Annotated in this window: 22 protein-coding genes; 11 read left to right on the top strand and 11 right to left on the bottom strand. The window is 61.6% G+C overall.

What is annotated here, in order from left to right:
- Window positions 1–3 precede the first annotated feature (3 nt).
- Both serS and cysG read left to right on the top strand, forming a co-directional pair.
- On the top strand, window positions 4–1,284 hold the full coding sequence (serS, locus tag ACCD00_RS18515; RefSeq protein ID WP_413426649.1) for a serine--tRNA ligase: 1,281 nt from the start codon (window positions 4–6) through the stop codon (window positions 1,282–1,284).
- The gene (cysG, locus tag ACCD00_RS18510) at window positions 1,285–2,679 is read left to right on the top strand and encodes a siroheme synthase CysG (protein WP_413426647.1); all 1,395 of its coding nucleotides are present in this window, start codon (window positions 1,285–1,287) and stop codon (window positions 2,677–2,679) included. It abuts the gene before it with no gap.
- A gap of 143 nt (window positions 2,680–2,822) precedes the next feature.
- On the opposite strand, the gene ACCD00_RS18505 is transcribed toward cysG, so the two are convergent.
- From ACCD00_RS18505 to ACCD00_RS18465, 9 genes are all read right to left on the bottom strand, one after another.
- Window positions 2,823–3,830: a glutathione S-transferase family protein gene (locus ACCD00_RS18505; RefSeq protein WP_413426645.1), complete on the bottom strand. Its 1,008-nt coding sequence runs from the start codon at window positions 3,828–3,830 to the stop codon at window positions 2,823–2,825.
- Window positions 3,831–3,921: 91 nt separating this feature from the next.
- Window positions 3,922–4,923 (bottom strand): glycosyl transferase family protein, encoded by a 1,002-nt coding sequence (locus ACCD00_RS18500; RefSeq protein WP_413426643.1) that lies wholly within the window; start codon window positions 4,921–4,923, stop codon window positions 3,922–3,924.
- Window positions 4,920–5,255, bottom strand: coding sequence for a TusE/DsrC/DsvC family sulfur relay protein (locus ACCD00_RS18495; protein ID WP_046037873.1), 336 nt, complete (start codon window positions 5,253–5,255; stop codon window positions 4,920–4,922). The genes ACCD00_RS18500 and ACCD00_RS18495 overlap by 4 nt, the downstream gene beginning before the upstream one ends.
- A complete protein-coding gene (tusB, locus tag ACCD00_RS18490; protein WP_007986875.1) occupies window positions 5,252–5,545 on the bottom strand; it encodes a sulfurtransferase complex subunit TusB in 294 nt (97 codons plus the stop codon). The genes ACCD00_RS18495 and tusB overlap by 4 nt, the downstream gene beginning before the upstream one ends.
- Window positions 5,545–5,907 (bottom strand): sulfurtransferase complex subunit TusC, encoded by a 363-nt coding sequence (gene tusC / locus ACCD00_RS18485; protein WP_413426641.1) that lies wholly within the window; start codon window positions 5,905–5,907, stop codon window positions 5,545–5,547. The genes tusB and tusC overlap by 1 nt, the downstream gene beginning before the upstream one ends.
- A 1-nt stretch (window position 5,908) precedes the next feature.
- Window positions 5,909–6,301, bottom strand: coding sequence for a sulfurtransferase complex subunit TusD (gene tusD, locus ACCD00_RS18480; protein WP_057399841.1), 393 nt, complete (start codon window positions 6,299–6,301; stop codon window positions 5,909–5,911).
- A 125-nt stretch (window positions 6,302–6,426) separates the two neighbouring features.
- Window positions 6,427–7,131, bottom strand: a complete 705-nt coding sequence (locus ACCD00_RS18475; RefSeq protein ID WP_413426639.1) for a YoaK family protein — start codon at window positions 7,129–7,131, stop codon at window positions 6,427–6,429.
- Between the two features lie 25 nt (window positions 7,132–7,156).
- Entirely contained in the window at window positions 7,157–7,486 is a 330-nt protein-coding gene (locus ACCD00_RS18470; RefSeq protein ID WP_413426637.1) for a DUF6388 family protein, read from the bottom strand.
- A 20-nt stretch (window positions 7,487–7,506) separates the two neighbouring features.
- Entirely contained in the window at window positions 7,507–7,755 is a 249-nt protein-coding gene (locus ACCD00_RS18465) for a hypothetical protein (protein ID WP_008015571.1), read from the bottom strand.
- A 149-nt stretch (window positions 7,756–7,904) separates the two neighbouring features.
- Here ACCD00_RS18465 and ACCD00_RS18460 point away from each other — a divergent pair, with 149 nt between their 5' ends.
- Window positions 7,905–8,255, top strand: a complete 351-nt coding sequence (locus ACCD00_RS18460; RefSeq protein ID WP_413426635.1) for a hypothetical protein — start codon at window positions 7,905–7,907, stop codon at window positions 8,253–8,255.
- 130 nt (window positions 8,256–8,385) lie between these two features.
- Here the strand turns inward: ACCD00_RS18460 and ACCD00_RS18455 are convergent, their stop codons facing one another.
- The gene (locus ACCD00_RS18455; RefSeq protein WP_413426633.1) at window positions 8,386–8,811 is read right to left on the bottom strand and encodes a GNAT family N-acetyltransferase; all 426 of its coding nucleotides are present in this window, start codon (window positions 8,809–8,811) and stop codon (window positions 8,386–8,388) included.
- 166 nt (window positions 8,812–8,977) lie between these two features.
- On the opposite strand from ACCD00_RS18455, the gene ACCD00_RS18450 reads away from it, so the two are divergent.
- Window positions 8,978–9,571, top strand: coding sequence for an NUDIX domain-containing protein (locus ACCD00_RS18450; protein WP_413426631.1), 594 nt, complete (start codon window positions 8,978–8,980; stop codon window positions 9,569–9,571).
- Here ACCD00_RS18450 and ACCD00_RS18445 read toward each other — a convergent pair whose 3' ends face one another.
- Window positions 9,572–10,084, bottom strand: coding sequence for a methylated-DNA--[protein]-cysteine S-methyltransferase (locus ACCD00_RS18445; protein ID WP_413426629.1), 513 nt, complete (start codon window positions 10,082–10,084; stop codon window positions 9,572–9,574).
- Between the two features lie 136 nt (window positions 10,085–10,220).
- Between ACCD00_RS18445 and ggt the strand changes: the two genes are divergently transcribed.
- The 7 genes from ggt (at window position 10,221) to ACCD00_RS18410 (ending at window position 19,845) form a co-directional block, all read left to right on the top strand.
- Window positions 10,221–11,948, top strand: coding sequence for a gamma-glutamyltransferase (gene ggt / locus ACCD00_RS18440; RefSeq protein ID WP_413426627.1), 1,728 nt, complete (start codon window positions 10,221–10,223; stop codon window positions 11,946–11,948).
- Between the two features lie 70 nt (window positions 11,949–12,018).
- Window positions 12,019–12,552, top strand: a complete 534-nt coding sequence (locus ACCD00_RS18435) for a cysteine hydrolase family protein (RefSeq protein WP_413426625.1) — start codon at window positions 12,019–12,021, stop codon at window positions 12,550–12,552.
- Between the two features lie 229 nt (window positions 12,553–12,781).
- The gene (locus ACCD00_RS18430; protein WP_413426668.1) at window positions 12,782–13,804 is read left to right on the top strand and encodes a helix-turn-helix transcriptional regulator; all 1,023 of its coding nucleotides are present in this window, start codon (window positions 12,782–12,784) and stop codon (window positions 13,802–13,804) included.
- Window positions 13,805–14,006: 202 nt separating this feature from the next.
- Window positions 14,007–15,803: an amidohydrolase gene (locus tag ACCD00_RS18425; protein ID WP_413426666.1), complete on the top strand. Its 1,797-nt coding sequence runs from the start codon at window positions 14,007–14,009 to the stop codon at window positions 15,801–15,803.
- Between the two features lie 18 nt (window positions 15,804–15,821).
- Entirely contained in the window at window positions 15,822–17,561 is a 1,740-nt protein-coding gene (locus tag ACCD00_RS18420) for an amidohydrolase (protein ID WP_413426623.1), read from the top strand.
- A gap of 108 nt (window positions 17,562–17,669) precedes the next feature.
- Complete coding sequence (locus tag ACCD00_RS18415; RefSeq protein ID WP_413426621.1) at window positions 17,670–18,410, top strand: TorF family putative porin; 741 nt, start codon at window positions 17,670–17,672, stop codon at window positions 18,408–18,410.
- 46 nt (window positions 18,411–18,456) lie between these two features.
- On the top strand, window positions 18,457–19,845 hold the full coding sequence (locus tag ACCD00_RS18410; RefSeq protein WP_413426619.1) for a purine-cytosine permease family protein: 1,389 nt from the start codon (window positions 18,457–18,459) through the stop codon (window positions 19,843–19,845).
- Window positions 19,846–19,847 lie beyond the last annotated feature (2 nt).

Genomic DNA, 19,847 nt, shown 5'->3' with positions numbered 1-19,847 from the left:
GACATGCTCGATTCCAAACTGTTACGTAGCAACCTTCAGGACGTAGCGGACCGCCTGGCATCCCGTGGCTTTGTGCTGGATGTTGCGCGCATCGAAGCGCTGGAAGAACAGCGCAAGACCGTCCAGACCCGCACCGAAGCACTGCAGGCTGAACGTAATGCGCGCTCCAAATCCATCGGTCAGGCCAAGCAGCGCGGCGAAGACATCGCGCCGCTGATGGCGGACGTCGAGCGCATGGCGGGCGAGTTGAGCGCCGGTAAAGTCGAACTGGACACGATCCAGACCGAGCTGGATTCGATCCTGCTGGGCATTCCGAACCTGCCGCACGAATCGGTGCCGGTTGGCGATGACGAAGACGGCAACGTTGAAGTGCGCCGCTGGGGCACGCCGAAGGCTTTCGACTTCCCGGTCCAGGACCACGTGGCCCTGGGCGAGAAGTTCGGCTGGCTGGACTTCGAAACCGCCGCGAAACTGTCCGGCGCCCGTTTCGCCCTGCTGCGCGGCCCGATTGCCCGTCTGCACCGCGCCCTGGCGCAGTTCATGATCAACCTGCACGTCACCGAGCACGGCTATGAAGAGGCCTACACGCCTTATCTGGTCCAGGCCCCGGCGCTGCAAGGCACCGGCCAGTTGCCGAAGTTCGAAGAAGACCTGTTCAAGATCGCGCGCGAAGGCGAAGCCGATCTGTACCTGATCCCGACCGCCGAAGTGTCGCTGACCAACATCGTTGCTGGCGAAATCGTCGATTCGAAACTGCTGCCGATCAAGTTCGTTGCCCATACACCGTGCTTTCGCAGCGAAGCGGGCGCATCGGGTCGTGACACCCGCGGCATGATCCGCCAGCACCAGTTCGACAAGGTTGAAATGGTGCAGATCGTCGAGCCGTCGAAGTCGATGGAAGCACTGGAAGGCCTGACCGCCAACGCCGAGAAAGTCCTGCAACTGCTGGATCTGCCTTATCGCACCCTGGCGCTGTGCACCGGTGACATGGGCTTCAGCGCGGTCAAGACCTACGACCTGGAAGTGTGGATCCCGAGCCAGGACAAATACCGCGAAATCTCGTCGTGCTCCAACTGCGGCGACTTCCAGGCCCGTCGCATGCAAGCACGCTTCCGCAACCCGGAAACCGGCAAGCCGGAACTGGTGCACACCCTGAACGGCTCCGGCCTGGCGGTGGGGCGTACCCTGGTCGCGGTGCTCGAGAACTATCAGCAGGCCGACGGTTCGATCCGTGTACCGCAGGTCCTGAAGCCGTACATGGGTGGCATTGAGGTCATCGGCTAAATGAAATATCTGCCGCTGTTTCACAACCTTCGCGGCAGTCGTGTGTTGGTCGTCGGTGGGGGGGAGATTGCCTTGCGCAAATCCCGCCTGCTGGCCGATGCCGGTGCGCTGCTGCGGGTGGTTGCACCTGAAATCGAAGCGCAACTGCGCGAACTGGTTGCCGGCAGCGGTGGCGAGTGCCTGTTGCGTGGCTACGCCGAAACGGACCTGGACGGTTGCGGGCTGATCATCGCCGCCACCGACGACGAAGTGCTGAACGCGCAGGTCTCCGCCGATGCCCATCGGCGTTGCGTGCCGGTCAACGTGGTGGACGCGCCAGCCCTGTGCAGCGTGATCTTCCCGGCGATCGTCGACCGTTCTCCGCTGATCATCGCGGTGTCCAGCGGCGGCGATGCGCCGGTGCTGGCACGCCTGATCCGCGCCAAGATCGAAACCTGGATTCCTTCCACCTACGGTCAATTGGCCGGGTTGGCGGCGCGTTTCCGTCATCAGGTCAAAGGCCTGTTTCCGGATGTGCAGCAGCGTCGGGCGTTCTGGGAAGATGTATTCCAGGGCCCGGTTGCCGATCGGCAACTGGCCGGGCAGGGTGCTGAAGCCGAGCGGTTGTTGCAAGCGAAGATCGATGGCGAAGCGCCGGTTGCCACCGGCGAAGTCTATCTGGTGGGCGCCGGCCCGGGCGATCCCGACCTGCTGACCTTCCGTGCCTTGCGCCTGATGCAGCAAGCCGACGTGGTGCTGTACGACCGCCTGGTGGCGCCGGCGATTCTCGAACTGTGCCGTCGCGACGCCGAGCGGGTTTATGTCGGCAAGCGCCGTGCCGATCACGCCGTGCCGCAGGATCAGATCAACCAGCAATTGGTGGATCTGGCCAAACAGGGCAAGCGTGTGGTGCGACTGAAGGGCGGTGATCCGTTCATCTTCGGTCGTGGTGGTGAAGAGATTGAAGAACTGGCGGCGCAGGGCATCCCGTTCCAGGTCGTACCGGGGATCACGGCGGCCAGCGGTTGCGCGGCCTATGCCGGGATTCCGCTGACTCACCGCGATTATGCGCAGTCGGTGCGTTTCATCACTGGCCACCTCAAGGACGGCTCCAGCGATTTGCCATGGGCCGACTTGGTCGCGCCGGCGCAAACCCTGGTGTTCTACATGGGACTGGTGGGCTTGCCGATCATCTGCGAGCAGTTGATCAAGCATGGTCGCGGCAAAGATACCCCGGCAGCGTTGATCCAGCAGGGCACCACGGTCAACCAGCGGGTGTTTACCGGCACCCTGGCGGACTTGCCACGGCTGGTGGCGGAGCATGAAGTGCATGCGCCGACATTGGTGATCGTGGGGGAAGTGGTGCAATTGCGCGAGAAACTGGCGTGGTTCGAAGGGGCTCAGGGGCAGGTCTAGCAATCGGGTCGCCCCCATTCGCGAGCAAGCCCGCTCCCACATTCGACCGAGTACTCTCTGAAGAACGCGGTTAAATGTGGGAGCGGGCTTGCTCCGGGCGGCGATCCGACGAAGAGGCCCTTGAAAGCTCTGCAGTACCCGGATCAACCCCGGCCCTTGCGCCAAACCCCTTTCCCGCTCAACCGCTCCCGGTCATGGGGCACGGTGAAATCCTGCACCGGACCTTTCGGCACCACTCCAGTCGGGTTGATGGTGCGGTGGCTGGCGTAGTAGTGGTGCTTGATGTGGGTGAAGTCCACCGTCTCGGCAATCCCGGGCCACTGGTAAATCTCCCGCAGCCAGTTCGACAGGTTCGGATAATCCGCAATCCGGCGCAGGTTGCACTTGAAGTGCCCGTAGTACACCGCATCGAAGCGAATCAGCGTGGTGAACAGGCGGATGTCCGCTTCGGTCAGGTACTCGCCCGCCAGATAGCGGTTGGCGCCCAGCAGCAGCTCCAGTCGGTCCAGTTCGGCAAACACCTCATCGAACGCTTCTTCATAAGCCTGTTGCGACGTGGCAAACCCGGCGCGGTATACGCCATTGTTCACCGCCGGATAAATCCGCTCGTTCAATGCGTCTATATCTGCGCGTAGCGGCGCCGGGTAGAAGTCCAGGTCGTTACCGGTCAAATCGTCGAAGGCACCATTGAACATGCGGATGATTTCCGATGATTCATTGTTGACGATGCGTTTGAGCTGTTGGTCCCACAGTACCGGTACGGTGACTCGGCCGGTGTAGTCCGCAGTGTCGGCGGTGTAGCGCTGGTGCATGAAGTCGAAATGATCGAGCTTGTCGCCGGTGGAACCCAGGTTCCGCTCGAAGGTCCAGCCGTTTTCCAGCATCAACCAACTGACCACCGAAACGTCGATGAGTTTTTCGAGGCCTTTGAGTTTACGCAGGATCAGCGTGCGATGGGCCCACGGACAGGCCAGGGACACGTACAGGTGATATCGCCCGGGTTCGGCCGCAAAACCACCGACGCCGCTCGGTCCCGGCTTGCCGTCTGCGGTCAGCCAGTTGCGACGCTGCGCCTGTTCACGCTGGAACGCGCCGTCCTTGCTGCTTTCGTACCACTTGTCCTGCCAGCGGCCATCCACTAACAAACCCATGTTCAAGACTCCCGAAACCGATAATCGTTGGGGTTGAGTCTATTCCGATGAGTTCGAACAAAAAGCGCAAAGATCGGGCGCGAATGATCGGTTAAATCGATTTATTGCGAGCGGCCCAGTATTGCTCGGCGGTTTCGAAGGCTTGTTCGCGGTTCTGTCCGAGGCCACGCAGTGCCAGGGCCATGGTCGAAATCAAGGCCATTTGCGGGTAGCTGTCTACCACGTCACCACGCCACACCGCTTTCAAATGTTCAGGTTCAAGCGAGGCGGGTTTGACGTGACGCTGCGCGGACAACTGCGGCCATTCCTCATCCCAGCTCGCACCGCCGGTGGTGCCGTACAGGTGGCTGTCGGCGTCCGGGTTGATCTCGATTTCGCCGCCATCGCCCTTGATCACGATGGCGGTATCACCGAGCAGCCCGCTGGCATCGCGATGAACGGCCTGATAGCCGGGGTGGAAAATGCTCTGCAGGCCGCAACGCGCGCCCAGCGGATTGAGAATCCGCGTCAGCGAGTGGATCGGCGAGCGCAGGCCGAGGGTGTTGCGCAGGTCGATCATCCGTTGCAGCTGCGGTGCCCAGTCCACCAGCGGCATGAAGGCCAGGCCGCCGTTATCCAGCGCCGAGCCGACCTGTTGCCAATTGCGGCACAGCGGGATGTTCAATTCGCCCAGCAGTTGCTCGGTGTACAGGCGACCGGCCGTGTGGGCGCCGCCGCCGTGCATGAATATCCGCACGCCGTTCTGTGCCAGGCACTTGGCCGCCAACAGATACCACGGCAAGTGCCGCTTCTTGCCGGCGTAGGTCGGCCAATCCAGGTCTACCGCCAGTGCCGGAGGATTCAGGCGTTCGCGCAATGCCTCGGTGAAGCCCGCCATCTCCTCTGCGCTTTCTTCCTTGTGCCGCAACAGCATCAGGAAGGCGCCGAGCTGGGTTTGCTCGATCTTTTCATCGAGCACCATGCCCATGGCCTCGCGAGCCTCGGCCCGGGTCAGGTCACGGGCGCCGCGTTTGCCTTTGCCAAGGATCCGCACGAATTGGGCGAACGGATGCTCGGCAGGCGTTTCGAGTGTCAGTGCTGGGTAGTCGGTCATAAGCAATTCGTCGGTTTGGGCAGGCCCGCCAGTTTCGCGGCGAGTTTGGCGGGAGTGCCTTTGAACAGTCGGTTCAGGTGCAGGCTGTTGCCTTTTTCCGGGCCGAGTTTCAGGGCGGTGTACTTGATCAACGGGCGGGTGGCCGGTGACAGCTGGAATTCGGCGTAGAAGCTGCGCAGCAGTTCGAGGACTTCCCAGTGTTCGGGCGTCAACTCGATGTCTTCGGCAGCCGCCAGGGCACTGGCCACATCGGCGGACCAGTCACTGAGTTCCACCAGGAAACCGTCCTTGTCCAGCTCGATGGCGCGGGCGCCGACCGTCAATGCATTCATAGCCAACTGTTGACCTTGTCGTAGTGAATCGACAGTTCGACGAAGGCCGGGTAATCGATGGCCAAGGCCCAGTCTGGAACCGCAAGCGCACGGGCCTGGGCATCTTCGGCCAGGACGAACAGCTTCAGGCCACGGGCGCTGAGCGCAGTGAACGGCGCAGTGCCGGGCTGTAACGCATAGGCCGCATCACCGGACAGCAGCAAGCCGTCGTTGGCGCCGATCACGCGCAGGCAACTGGTCAGGCGTTCGTCGCCGAACGGGGAATGAGACAACACATGCAAAGTCGACATCAGAGAGTGATCACCTGGTCGTAACGGTCAATGAGGGCGGTGATTTCGTGGGCGGTCAATACCCGGGCTTCTTCCAGCGACAGTCCATTCGGATCCAGGCCGCGCTGGCTGATGCTGTCGCCGCAGGCGAACAGTTCCTCGACACCGAACATCGGCAGGGCTTGCAGGTTGGCGCTCAGGTCTTTCTGCTGAAGGGCCTTGGCGTCCTGTTTCGCGGCCAGCTGGAACACGCCGTCATCGAGAAACAACAGGCCAATCGGCAGATCGAAGGCGCCCCCGGCCAGTACGATATCCAGCGCTTCCCGCGCGCCCGGGCCGGACCATGGCGACTGACGGCTGATGATCAACAAGGATTTGGCCATGTCATGCGCCTCCGAAACAGATCAGGCGGTCGGCATCCTGCGCCGCGTCATGCAATTGGCCGAGGCCGGACAATTCCCACGGCGCACCGACGGCAACGGCCTCGCGCTGATAGCGCCTGGCTTCTTCCTCGTTCAGCACGCCACGACGCAGGGCTGCGGCGATGCACACCACGCCATCAAGCTGATGGTCGCTGACAAAGGTGCGCCATTGCCTGGGCAAGTCCGGTTCATCCTGAGGCGTGACCACGCTGGCGGACGCGTTGTAGACGCCGTCCTGATAGAAAAACAGCCGGACAATCTCGTGCCCGCCGGCCAGCGCCGCTTGGGCGAACAGCAGGGCGCGGCGCGAGGAGGGCGCATGGGCGGCGGAAAACACGGCGATGGCGAACTTCATGACGGACTCGATCAGCGAAACTGCGGCCATGATAATGCTTTATCGGCGGGGCGGCGAAGAGCGTTTACTCGTAGACCGTGTCGCCCCCTTCGCGAGCAATGTAAATGTCGGATCCGATCACTCGGTCAGCGCGGCATATACCCCAACTGCCAGCGCCGCGGGATCTTCAACGACAACACCCCGAGCCCTGCAGCCAGCAGGCCACTGGCAAACAACGCCTTGAGCCCCAAGTGATGTTCCAGCACGGCACCGAGTACCGCGCCGGCGAACATGCCGGTCCAGGGGATCAGTTGCACGCGCCAGCCATTACGGCGCTCGCCGAGTATCCAGCGGCCCAGTCCGCGGCCGAAACGCGACAGGGCGCCGGTGACGTACGTCAGGCCAACCGGCAGGCCGTTCACTTCTTCCACCGCGGCATTGAGCATGCCCATTGCGATGATCGCCGCCAGCAGGGCCGGCAGTTGCGCGTCATAGGGCCAGGCCGCGGCGGCGCACAGCAGGGTGGCGATGCACAGCAGCAGCGGCAGGGCCCGGCGGCCACCTAGCCGGCTGACGATAATGCCCAGCGCGTTGCCGACGATGAAGGTGGCGACGAGGATCACCAGGCGCAGGGTCAACCCAAGGTCGCCAGCACTGATGGCGACCGCCATCCGGGTGGTATTGCCGCTCATGAACGAGACGAAGTCGCCGCTGGCCATGAAGCCGATGGCGTCGGTCATGCCGGCGAGTACCGAGAGCATGGCCACCAGGCTCAAGCCTATACGCCCGCGCCATTTCTGCGTGTGCAAGTGACCGGGGCTGGCGTGGGTCCTGGTGGTGTTGGGCAGCATCGGTGATGGTTTTCCTGAACAGTGCTTAGGGTTTTATCCCATTCAACTCGCAATATTCCAGCCAGTCCATGCCGGCCATTTCCGCCACTTCCCGGTGCACTTCCAGGCGCTGCGCTTCGTAGTCCAGGGGCGTGGCGGCGGTTAACTGCAACGTCAGTTCCCAAGCGAACAACTTTTGCCGTTCTGCTTCAGCTTCAAACGCTTCGTGCAGTCGTTCCTCGCGATACTGTGCCGCCGTTTCGCCCTTGGCCTGAGCCAACAGCGGGTTGAGGTGGTCGAGTTCTTCGCGCAACCCGGGGCGTTCGTCGAGAAACCTTTTCAGTGCCAGCTCGTGTTGTTGTTCGGTTGCCGCCATGGTCGCTCCTTGAGTGGGGGTTACGAAGACTGCTTCTTGCTGGCCTTGGCCGCTGCCGCCAGGCATTCGAGGGCAAACTGTTCGGTGTAGGTCATCTGGATTGGCGTGGTTTCGCCTTTGACGGTTCTTTCGCCGTCGAGGATGTAGCGAATCCGCTTGTCGGTGACGCCGATTCGCTTGGCGATCCAGGAAGGCGTCTGTCCGATCTGGCTGATCAGCTTGTCGGCATATTCAGTGCTCGGTTTGTAGAACTCGGCATTAGGTGTCATTAGATTTCCAGTCATGGGCAGCGATGCTGCGTTATTGGCGCGACAGGGTGCGCGAATCGTTGCGCGCTGTCGCGGTATAAATGCAGTAAAGCAGAACGATACGGGCTGCCGGGGTGATAAAGTCCGCTTTTTCCTGATGAGTGAATGCAATGCGAATTCTGATGGTGGCGCTGGCCGTAACGTTGCTGGCTGGATGCGCTGGCTCGGCAATGAACGATGCCCGCACCAAGGCCCCGTACAAGACCCTGAACTCGGAAAAACCGGCAAAAGACGTTGCCCAGTGCGTGCAGTTCTCCTGGCAGGACGAGGCCGTGTTCGGCGTCGATGCCGCTGCCTATCTGCAACCGGGGGAGAAGGGCGGTACGACCGTCTACACCCGCTCGGCGGAGTCCTTCGTTGACGTGACCAGCGATGCCTCGGGCACGGTGTTGAACTACTACGCACAGCAGGATGATTTCGTGGCCAAGCGCCGGCTGGCGGCGTTGGCGACTTGCCTTTGATCTGACGCTGTTCCCCCTGTAGGAGCGAGCTTGCTCGCGAAAAAAATCGGAACGCCGCGGGGTGTCAGGCATCCAGCGTTTTCGTTGACGACCATCGCGAGCAAGCTCGCTCCTACAGGGGCGGTATGGATCAGTAGTTCAAGCGTTTCTGGAAGAAGAAGTGCTTGTGGCCCGGCGGGTAATCGGCAATGTGCCCGATCTCGCTGTAGCCGCATTTCTTGTAGAACCCAGGCGCCTGGAATTCAAAGGTGTCGAGCCACAGCCCGACGCAGCGCCGTTCCCGCGCCAGGTCCTCGGCCATCCGCATCAGTTTCGAACCCAGGCCCTGTCCCCGCGCCTGTTCCGGCACCACCAGCAAGTCGATGTACAGCCACTGGTAAAACAATCGGCCATGCAGGCCGCCGAGGATCTCGTCGTTGTCGTCGCGCACCAGCAAGGCGATGTGCTCAGGCACGTTACCTTCGGCCTTCGAGCCGTTGTAGGCGCGAAGCGGTTTGAGGATGGCCTGGCGTTGTTCTTCCGTGGGGTTTGGCGTCAGTTCGATACGCAGGTTCATGGCTATATCCTTATGGCATTGAAGCCGCAGCCTATCCCGGTTGCAGCGATTGTTCCATCCCCCGAAAAGTTGAGCCGTCGCCAACGCGCAGCTTGCTTGAGGGAGCACGCGCTGATCTTTTTCACTTAACATGTGCACCCTCAGACCAATAACAGGATGTGTTGTCATGTCGAACACGGCCGAACGGGTCAACATCGTCGAGTCTCAGGTGTTGTCCCACGACTGGTACCTGCTCAAGAAAATCACCTTCGATTACCAACGCAACAATGGCGTGTGGCAACGCCAGACCCGGGAAGTCTATGACCGTGGCAATGGTGCGGCGATTCTCCTGTACAACCGCGAAAAGCGAACCGTGGTACTGACCCGGCAATTTCGCCTGCCGGTGTTCGTCAACGGTCACGACGGGCTGTTGATCGAAGTGGCAGCGGGGCTGCTGGAAGGCGCGGCGCCTGAAGACCGCATCCGCGATGAAGCGGAGGAAGAGACGGGGTATCGCGTGCACCATGTGCAGAAGGTATTCGAGGCGTACATGAGCCCGGGATCGGTGACGGAAAAGTTGCACTTCTTCATTGCCGAATACGACGCGAAGTCGAAGGTCAGCGACGGCGGCGGGCTGGAGGCGGAAACCGAGGAGCTGGAAGTGCTGGAGTGGGCGTTCGAGGACGCGCTCCAAGCGTTCTACCGCGGTGAGATCTGCGATGCCAAGACCATCATGCTGTTGCAGTATGCGGCGATGAAAAACCTCTTCGCCCAGGCATGATCAAAAGCCTGGCAGGCGTGCCGTGCCGGGCCATTGCCCACCTTCCAGCGTCAGCAACAACTCCTTCGCCTCAAGCCCACCGGCAAACCCGGTGAGCTTGCCCGACGCGCCTATCACCCGGTGACACGGTGCCACGATCGAAATCGGGTTCTTGCCATTCGCCGCACCCACGGCCCTGACTGCCGTCGGGTTGCCGATCTGTTCGGCGATCTGGCTGTAGCTGCGGGTCTCGCCGAACGGGATGGTCAGCAGTGCCGACCAGACCTTCTTTTGAAATTCCGTGCCGGCAAAATCCAGTTCCAGTTCGAAGCGGTCGCGGGTGCCGGAAAAATATTCGCGCAACTGCGCAGCCGTGCGCAGCAGGATCGGGTTGTCCGGCGCTTCGCTCATCGGACCGAGGCGCACCCGACCGGGTTTGTCGTTTTCCCAGAGGATGGCCGCCAGTCGTGAACCGTTCGCGACCAGCTTCAACTGGCCGACCGGGGAAGCCACGGTGATGCAGGTATAGGTCATGTCAGGGCTCGCGCGAAGTTGCTGAACAGGCGTTAAGGATACTGTCTCGACGGGGAGGCGCAATACGTAATCCCGACCATACTTGGCTACGGCTTTTGAAGCGTTTTCCTACGAAATAACAAGAAGAGACCGACTCATGAAGTACGAACCTTTTGCCAAATCGCTGATTACGACCGCATTGGCACTCAGCTGCCTGACCGCCCATGCCGCCTCCGTGGCCCCGGCTACCGGGGAAAACGGCATGGTGGTCACGGCCCAGCACCTGGCCAGCCATGTGGGCGTGGATGTGCTCAAGAACGGCGGCAACGCCGTCGATGCGGCGGTCGCGGTCGGCTATGCGCTGGCGGTGGTCTACCCCGCGGCCGGCAACCTCGGTGGCGGCGGTTTCATGACCATTCAACTGGCGGACGGGCGCAAGACCTTTCTCGACTTCCGTGAAAAAGCGCCGCTGGCCGCAACCGCCAACATGTACCTGGACAAGGAGGGCAACGTCGTTCCCGATTTGAGTACCCGTGGCCACTTGGCCGTGGGTGTGCCGGGCACCGTTTCGGGCATGGAGCTGGCGCTGTCCAAGTACGGCACCAAACCGCGCAAGGAAATCATCGCCCCGGCCATCAAGCTCGCTGAAGACGGTTTTGTGCTCGAGCAGGGCGACGTCGATCTGCTGGACTACGCCACCGACATGTTCAAGAAGGACATCAAGGATTCCGGCTCGATCTTCCTCAGCAACGGCGAACCGATGCAGGTCGGCCAGAAACTGGTGCAGAAGGACCTGAGCAAGACCTTGCGGGAGATCTCCGAGAAAGGCGCCGACGGTTTCTATAAGGGGTGGGTGGCCGACGCCCTCGTCACCTCCAGCCAGGCCAACAAAGGCATCATCACCCAGGCCGACCTCGACAAATACAAGACCCGCGAACTGGCGCCCATCGAGTGCGACTACCGTGGCTACCACGTGGTCTCGGCACCGCCGCCGAGCTCCGGTGGCGTGGTGATCTGCGAGATCATGAACATCCTCGAAGGCTATCCGATGAAGGACCTGGGCTATCACTCGGCCCAGGGCATGCACTACCAGATCGAGGCGATGCGCCACGCCTATGTGGACCGCAACAGCTACCTCGGCGACCCGGATTTCGTGAAGAATCCGATTGCCCACCTGCTGGATAAAAACTACGCAACCAAGCTGCGCGAGGCGATCAAACCACAAAAGGCCGCGGTATCCAGCGAACTCAAACCCGGTGTAGCGCCCCATGAAGGCAACAACACCACGCATTACTCCATTGTCGATAAATGGGGTAATGCGGTGTCGGTGACCTACACCCTCAACGACTGGTTCGGTGCCGGTGTGATGGCGAGCAAGACCGGGGTCATCCTCAACGATGAAATGGACGACTTCACCTCGAAAATCGGTGTGCCGAACATGTACGGCCTGGTGCAGGGCGAGGCCAATGCCATCGCACCCGGCAAGGCGCCGCTGTCATCCATGAGCCCGACCATCGTCACCAAGGACGGCAAAGTGGTGATGGTGGTTGGCACGCCGGGCGGCAGCCGCATCATCACCGCGACCTTGCTGACCATGCTCAACGTGATCGACTACGGGATGAACATCCAGGAAGCGGTGGATGCGCCGCGTTTCCACCAACAGTGGTTGCCGGAAGAGACCAACCTGGAAGCCTTCACCACCAGCCCGGACACGGTGAAAATCCTCGAAAGCTGGGGGCACAAGTTTACCGGTCCGCAGGACGCCAACCACCTGGCGGCGATCCTGGTCGGCGCGCCATCCCTGGGTGGGAAACCGGTAGGCAAGAACCGTTTCTACGGGGCCAACGATCCTCGGCGCAATACCGGGTTGTCGCTGGGCTATTGAGGGTTGTATCTGGAGGGGGGACGGGCTTATGTTCGTCCCCTGACCCCTCGACATATCAAGGAAGGAAATCATGACCACTGCGTTATTAATCATCGACGTCCAGCAGGCTTTGTGTGCCGGTGAGTACGAGTGCTTCGAGATCAGGCGCGTCATCGACACCATCAACGCTCTCAGTGCCCGGGCTAGAAAGGCCGGCGTTCCGGTGGTGCTCATCCAGCACGAAGAAGAGGCAGGCCTGTTGAAGCACGGTGCCCCAGGCTGGCAACTGGCCGAAGGGCTGCAAACATCGCCCGAAGATCATCGCGTACGCAAAACCGCTGGCGATTCGTTCTATCAGACCAACCTGCAACAGTTGGTGCCGGTACAGGACTTCGAACGCCTGGTCATCTGTGGTCTGCAAACCGATTATTGCGTCAATGCCACCGTGCGCCAGGCACTGAAACTGGGCTATGACGTGGTGCTGGCGGCAGACGCACATTCCACCGTCGACAACGGCAACCTTACCGCCGAAGACATCATTGCCGAGCACAACAAGGACCTGGCACACCTGACCGGTTCCGTGGCGCGGATTGATGTGTTGCCGGCCAAGGACATTCAACTCTGAATCCCCCACATTCCCCTGTGGGAGCGGGCTTGCTCGCGAAGGCGTCATGACAGCTAATGTCGATGCCGACTGACCCGGCGCTTTCGCGGGCAAGCCCGCTCCCACAGTAGTTTCGGTTGCTCGCAGATTTTGTTTACACCCACTAACCCTGTCACGGCGCGCTGGACGCCATTCCCGGCGCTATGGCATCGTCCCGGCAACAGACCATGCCGTGAACGGGATCGCAATGATGGAGGAGCGGAAGAATGTCGACGACAACGCGTCGTTGGCCACGTTGAGGGCGTTCAATCATTGCGTATTGCATTTGGGGCGTCTGGCGCGGGAAAGCGGGGCGTCGCGGTTCATCGCCGATGGCCTGCAGGCATTCGGTCAACTGGTGCCCTTCGCGTCTGCCTGGTGGGGCGAAATGTCTACACCCGGTGCTGATGTGCCCCTTCAAAGCTGGATGCACGGAAGCATCAATCTCCCCGAATCCTTTGCCGCCGAATGGCATCCGGTGGCGGCAATCGATCAGTTCTCCCTCGACACGCTCAATCGTCCCGGTGAGGTGGTGCGTGACAGTGGTTTCAACGACCCTTGCGAGGCGGTCAACGATTTCGCCCGGCGCCACGATCTCTATCACTTGATCAGCATCACCTACGAATTGCCCGAAAGCGGCTTGATGTTTTTCGTCTGTCTCTACCGCGGCCTGGAAGAACAGGCCTTCGAGGAGAACGAATCCGAGCTGTTTTTGGCGTTCTGTGATCACCTGTTCCAGCTGTGGCGGTTTCAGGTACAGGACATGATTCGCTTCGACAGCGAAAACGGCGCGAGTGACTTTGGCGTCGCGCGCATGGACGGCAGCCTGCTGTATGTCGGAGCCAGGCTGTGCGCCGCCATTCAACGCGAACTGCCGGGCTGGAGCGGTTCAATGCTGCCGGGCGAGGTGATTGCGCAACTGTCAAAAGCACCCTGCGTGATCCGCCTGGGCCGCTGCACCCTGACCCTGAGCCCCAACGCCGAACACGTCATCCTGTCCCTCGAAGCCCCCTCGGGTGGGGACGGTCTGGCGCCACGGGAGCGCACGGCGGCGATGCTGTTCGCCGCCGGTCATTCCTACAAAGAGATCGCGAAAATCCTCGCCCTGAGCCCCGCGACCGTGCGCACCTATTTGCGTAACTGCTACTTGCAGCTCGGCGTGAAAAGCAAGGTGGAGCTGGGTTCCGTCCTGCGTTCGCCGGGTGCGCTGGCGGAGTCCGCGCGCCGGGACTGATCCCGGCCGTTTCAATTATTTGCCTGACCCCTCCTCATTTGCGGAGGTCCATTCGCGCCCTGCGCCCTATAGGGTAGGCCCTGTCTATACAAGGGCTTGCGCAGTCGCTTCGGGCCGCTTCAAAACAATAAGAACAGGGGTGAGGCATTTGAGACTTTCCAGGTTGTTCATCGCCGTTGCATCGACAACGGCGTTTTCCTGCATGGCGTTGGGCGCGACGCCCGCCGATACGGTCATGCGTAATGGCTACATCTATACCGTCGATGGCCAGGATTCCGTGCAGCAGGCCATCGCCATTGCGGGTGGCAAGATCATCTATGTCGGCAGCGATGCCGGGGTCGGTGGCTACATCGGCAAGCAAACCCAACTGATCGACCTGGCCGGACGCATGCTGATGCCGGGCTTCGTCGATGCGCACATGCACCCGGCGGATGGCGGTCGCGCCATGACCTTGTGCGACCTGAAATACCAGACCATGACCCGCGCGCAGTTTCAGGCAAGCATCCAGGCCTGTCTCGATGCCGAAAAGGACAAGGGCCCGGACGTGTGGCTGGAAGTCGGCAGCTGGGATCGCATGGGCATGACCGGGCTCGACGGCGACGCCGACAAGTCGACCCTGGACGCGCTCAAGACCAAGCGCCCGATCCAGGTGCGCTCCACCGACTTCCACACCGTGCTGACCAACTCTCGCGGTCTTGAACTGGCCGGGATCAACAAGCACACCGTCGATCCGGAAGACGGCAAATACCGACGTGACAGTGCCGGCAACCCGAACGGCATCTGTGAAGATGGCGCCGCCGAATCGTTGGCCGCTGTGGTGCCGCCCGCGACCGACGCGGAAAAACTCAATCAGGTTCGCGCAGCCCTCGACGCCATGCGCCAGCAAGGCATCACCAGTTTCTTCGATGCACTGTCCGGCCCGGAAAACGGCAAAGCCTTCACCCGCCTGCAACAGTCCGGCGAGCTGACCGCCCGGGCCTTGCTGTCGATCAAGCTGGACCCGGCCGCCGCTGCCGCCGACCCGGTTAAAACCATCGCCGAGGCCAAGGCCTTGGCCAGCACTTACGACCAGGGCGAAGTGAAAGTCATGCCGGGCGTGAACATGCGCCACGTCAAACTGTTCATGGACGGCATCATCAATGCCCCGGCGGACACCGGCGCCATGTTGACGCCGTATCTGCACAACAGCGGCACCGATCAGGCACCGAAGTGGACGCCGGGCAAAAACCTGGGCGAGCTGTACTTCCCGCCGCAGGTGCTCAAGCCGCTGTTGCTGCAAGCGGTCAAGGCCGGTTTCGATCCGCACCTGCATGCCACCGGCGAGCGCGCGGTACGGGACGCGCTGGACAGCGTCGCCTACGTGCGTCAGCAACTGCCCGGTCAAGACTTCCGCCCGGCCATCGCTCACGCCGAATCAGTCGATCCTGCCGACTATTCACGTTTCAAGGCCCTGGACGTCACGGCCACCATGTCGTTCCAGTGGGCGCAGCAGGCACCGTCCACGGTCGACGGCACCAGTGATCACCTTGGCGCCGAACGATTCGAACGAATGGAACCCTCGGGCAGCATCGCCCATGCCGGCGGTCGCGTGGCGTTTGGCAGCGATTGGCCGGTCGATCCCCTCGATGAGTTCCTGGCGCTGAAAGTCGGTGTCACCCGTTCCGGCGACCCCACCAACCCGCACAGTTATGGCCCCAAGTACGCCGGGCGACTCAATGCCGATCCGGCGCTGTCCCGTGCCGAAGTGCTGCGCAGCATCACCCTCAATGCCGCCGAACAGCTGAAGCTGGACGCCGTGGTGGGATCGGTCGAAGTCGGCAAGTTCGCTGACCTGATCGTACTCGACAAGAACTTCATACAGGTGCCCGAGGAGGAACTGGGACGCAACGAGGTGCTGCTGACGCTGGTCGGCGGCAAGGTCGTATGGGCCAGGGCGCCGTTCCTCGGGCTGGCGCCACAGGTGGTTTCCCAAGTCGTCAGTTCCCGATCCGTCCAATAAAAACCAGAGAGCGTTCCGATGCGATTCATTCCAAACCTGTTGGCCGCCGCGCTGGCCTTGTCCTCGCTACAAGCCATGGCCGCCGCCGACCTGGTGTTGTTCAACGGCAAGGTCTTTACCGCCGAACCTGGCCAGGCTCTGGTGCAAGCGGTGGCCGTGCAGGACGGCAAGATTCTGAAAGTCGGCAGCGATGCCGAAATCAATGCCCTGGCCGATGCCGGGACCCAACGTATCGACCTGGCGGGCAAGGTGCTGATGCCTGGCATGATCGACACCCACAGCCACCCGGTGGTGGGGGCGTTCGACAGCATGAAGGCCAACCTGCTGGACGAAGTCAAACCGATGCCGGAGCTTGAACAGTGGCTGATTGAGGAAGACAAGGCAGGGCGTGCCCGGGCCGGCGATGTGATCAGCGTCGCCGGGGTCAGCTCGGCCTACTGGGAGAAAAGCCGTGAGCTGGGCAAGGTGTTCAATCAGGGACGCTGGGCCGATCAGCCGATTGTCTTCAGCGGCATCGACGGACACACCGGTTGGGCCAACAACGCGATGCTCAAGCGTCTGAACATCGACGCCGCACTGGTCAAAAGCCTGCCGGAGAAGGAGCGCGGTTACGTCGGCCATGAAGCGGACTTCACCCCCAATGGCTACTTTGCCGAATCCCGCTGGGACCTGGTGCGCAACGGCATTCCTGCGCCAAGCCCGGAGACCATGCTCAAAGCCGCGAAAGAGGCGGTGCGGGTCAACAACCAATACGGTATCACTGCGTGGATGGACGCTGCGGCGAACGGCGGCAGTGAAGATTCGCTGTTTGACTTCAAAGCCACAACGGAAACCGTCGGCGTACTGCCGCTGTACAAGGCGCTGGCGCAGAACGGCGAACTGAGTGCTCACGTTGCCGCGTTGATGGTCACCAACCCGAAGAGCAAACCCGCCGATCTGGAAGTGATCGCCACGGTGATGAAACAGTTCGAGGGCGTGCCGAACCTGACATTCCCCGGCATCAAGGTGTTTGTCGACGGCATTCTCGAGTTCCCGGGGCAAACCGCTGCGGTCATCGTGCCGTACAAGAACAGCCACAAGGACGGGCAACTGCTGACCGACCCGGCGCACTTCGGTGAACTGGTGGTGGCGGCGGAAAAGCGCGGCTGGATCGTGCACATGCATGCGGTCGGCGACCGTGCCGTGCGTGAGTCGCTCAACGGCGTGGCGTATGCACGCAAGCTCAACCCGACGCCGGTGCCGCACAGCATCGCCCACCTGCAACTGGTCAATCCCAAGGAGTTTCCGCGCTTCAAGCAGTTGGGCGTGATTGCCTCCATGCAGCTGCTGTGGGCCACCGGCGAGTCTTACACCGTCGAATTGGTCAAGCCCTACATCAGTGCCTTTGCCTACGGCTACCAGTATCCCGCGCGGTCCCTGCATAACGCCGGCGCGACGATTGCCGGTGGCAGCGACTGGCCGGTGTCCAGCCCGAATCCGTTCAACGCCATCGCCCAGGCCAGCACGCGCAAGGGGCCATTGGGCGTACTCAATGCCAAGGAGAGCATCGACCGCCAGACCATGTTCTACGCCTACACCCTCAACGCCGCCAAAACCCTGCGCCTTGAGAAACAGATCGGTTCGCTGGCGCCGGGCAAGCAGGCCGACCTGATCATCCTCGACCGCGATGTGTTCAAGGTCAGCGATGACGAGCTGTTCGAAACCAAAGTCCTGAAAACCTTCTTCGCCGGCAAGCAGGTCTACGCCCCCGCGTCCTGACCTGCGCGCACCCCGACACACGTAAAAACCGCCAGCCCCTCGCAGCGCGAGGGGTATGGCATCGCCATGCCTGAAATTCCCCGTACGCCATAACAACAAGAGAATTGTATGAACGCATTTTCAGCATTGACCCTCGCTACGCTGGCTTTGGCTCCGTTGACCAGCCACGGCCTGGTCCTCAACGACGATTTCAGCCTGGACATGACCCTGGGCGTCGTCAGCGACTACCGTTCCCGCGGCATCTCGCAAAGCCTGGGCGATCCGGCCGTGCAGGGCGGCGCGACCCTGATGCACGGCAGCGGCCTGTACATCGGCGCCTGGACCTCCAGCGTGGATTTCGGCGGCGACTTCGATACCCGCCAGGAGCTTGAGTACTACGCCGGTTACTACTGGCAGGCCACGGACGCGATCAGCCTCGACCTGGGCTACATCAAGTACGACTACCCGAAGAATTCGGAATTCAACCTGAGCGAGATCTACGCCATTCTCGACGTCTATGGCGTGAAGCTCGGCGCCTATTACTCGAACGACACACCGAACGTTTTCGGTGAAGACCAGGACACGCTCTACACCTACGTCGGCTACAAGTTCACGCTGCCGGCCGAGGTCGGCCTGGAGCTGCGGGTGGGGCGCAATGACGTGAAAGACCCGGCCTTCTGGTCCGCCAACGGCGACAACCGCGAGGCTTACTACGAGTGGGAAGCCAGGCTGACCCGTGATTTCGTCGGCGTGACCTGGGGCCTGAGCTATGTCGACACCGACCTGACGAAAAGCGAGTGCAGTGGCTGGTACGGCTATGACGACCTGTGTTCGGTCACCGTCGTGGCGAGCGCCACCAAGACCTTCTAAGTTCTATCCCTGACAACAAAAACAGTTCCTCAAAGGAAACACCCTCATGAGTGCGCAACGCAGTCCCCTGATCGAGACCCGCTCGATTGATTTCATTCCCGAGGCTGAGCGTCACGGCAGTCTCTACAGCCAGTTCACCCTGTGGCTCGGCGCCAACCTGCAAATCACCGCCATCGTCACCGGCGCCCTCGCCGTGGTACTGGGCGGCGATGTGTTCTGGTCGCTGATCGGCTTGCTGGTCGGGCAGCTATTCGGCGGTGCGGTGGTGGCGCTGCACGCGGCGCAAGGGCCGAAGCTTGGGCTGCCGCAGATGATCTCCAGCCGAGTGCAGTTCGGGGTATATGGCGCGGCGATCCCGATCGTTCTGGTGTGCCTGATGTACCTCGGTTTCAGCGCCACCGGCGCGGTGCTGTCGGGGCAGGCGATTGCGCAGTTGATCAGTGTCAGCGACAGCGCCGGCATCCTGATTTTTGCGGCGAGCATCGCGTTCCTGACGATCTTCGGTTATCGGGTGATTCACCTGGTCGGGCGGGTGGCCAGCGTGCTGGGCATCATCGCGTTCGCCTACCTGTTCACCCGGTTGATGACCCTCAACGACATCGGCGTGCTGCTCGACAACCGGCATTTCGGCTGGAGCACCTTCCTGCTGGCGGTGTCGCTCTCGGCGTCCTGGCAGATCGCCTTCGGCCCTTATGTGGCGGACTACTCGCGCTACCTGCCGAGCAAGACTTCGTCGTGGAAAACCTTCGCCGCCGTCGGTCTAGGCACCGTATTGGGGGCTCAGGCTTCGATGGTGCTGGGGGTGTTCGCCGCCGCGTTGGCCGGGGCGAATTTCCGCGGGCATGAAGTGGCGACCATTGTCGGTCTGGGCAGTAGCGGTGTGATCGCGTCCTTGCTGTACCTGAGCATTGTGTTCGGCAAGGTCACGGTGTCCACCCTCAACGCCTACGGCAGCTTCATGTGCGTGGCGACCATCCTCAGCGGCTTTCGCCGTCATCTGGAAATCACTGCCCGCCAGCGCATGCTGTTCGTGCTGCTGATCGTCGCGGCGTCCACTGCGCTGGCGTTGCTCGGGCAGTACTCGTTCCTCAACTCGTTCAAGTACTTCATCCTGTTTTTGCTGACGTTCTTCACACCCTGGAGCGCGATCAACCTGGTGGATTACTACTTCATCAACAAGGAGCGTTACGACATCCCGGCGCTGTCCGACCCGAACGGGCGCTACGGTCGCTGGAACGTGCTGGGGATCAGCGTCTATGTGATCGGCGTGTTGATCCAGCTGCCCTTTGTCGATACCCATTTCTACTCCGGGCCGATGGTTGCGCAACTGGGCGGCGTGGATATTTCCTGGATCGTCGGGCTGTTGGTGCCGGGCGTGATCTATTACGCGCTGGCCAAACCGTCGATGAGTGCGGTGGCGGTTGAGCGGGGTTGATA

The organism is Pseudomonas sp. Pseusp3 (assembly GCF_047304225.1).
In the GTDB taxonomy this organism is placed as follows: Bacteria; Pseudomonadota; Gammaproteobacteria; order Pseudomonadales; family Pseudomonadaceae; genus Aquipseudomonas; species Aquipseudomonas fluorescens_CD.
This window is presented reverse-complemented; position numbering and strand designations above follow the sequence as displayed.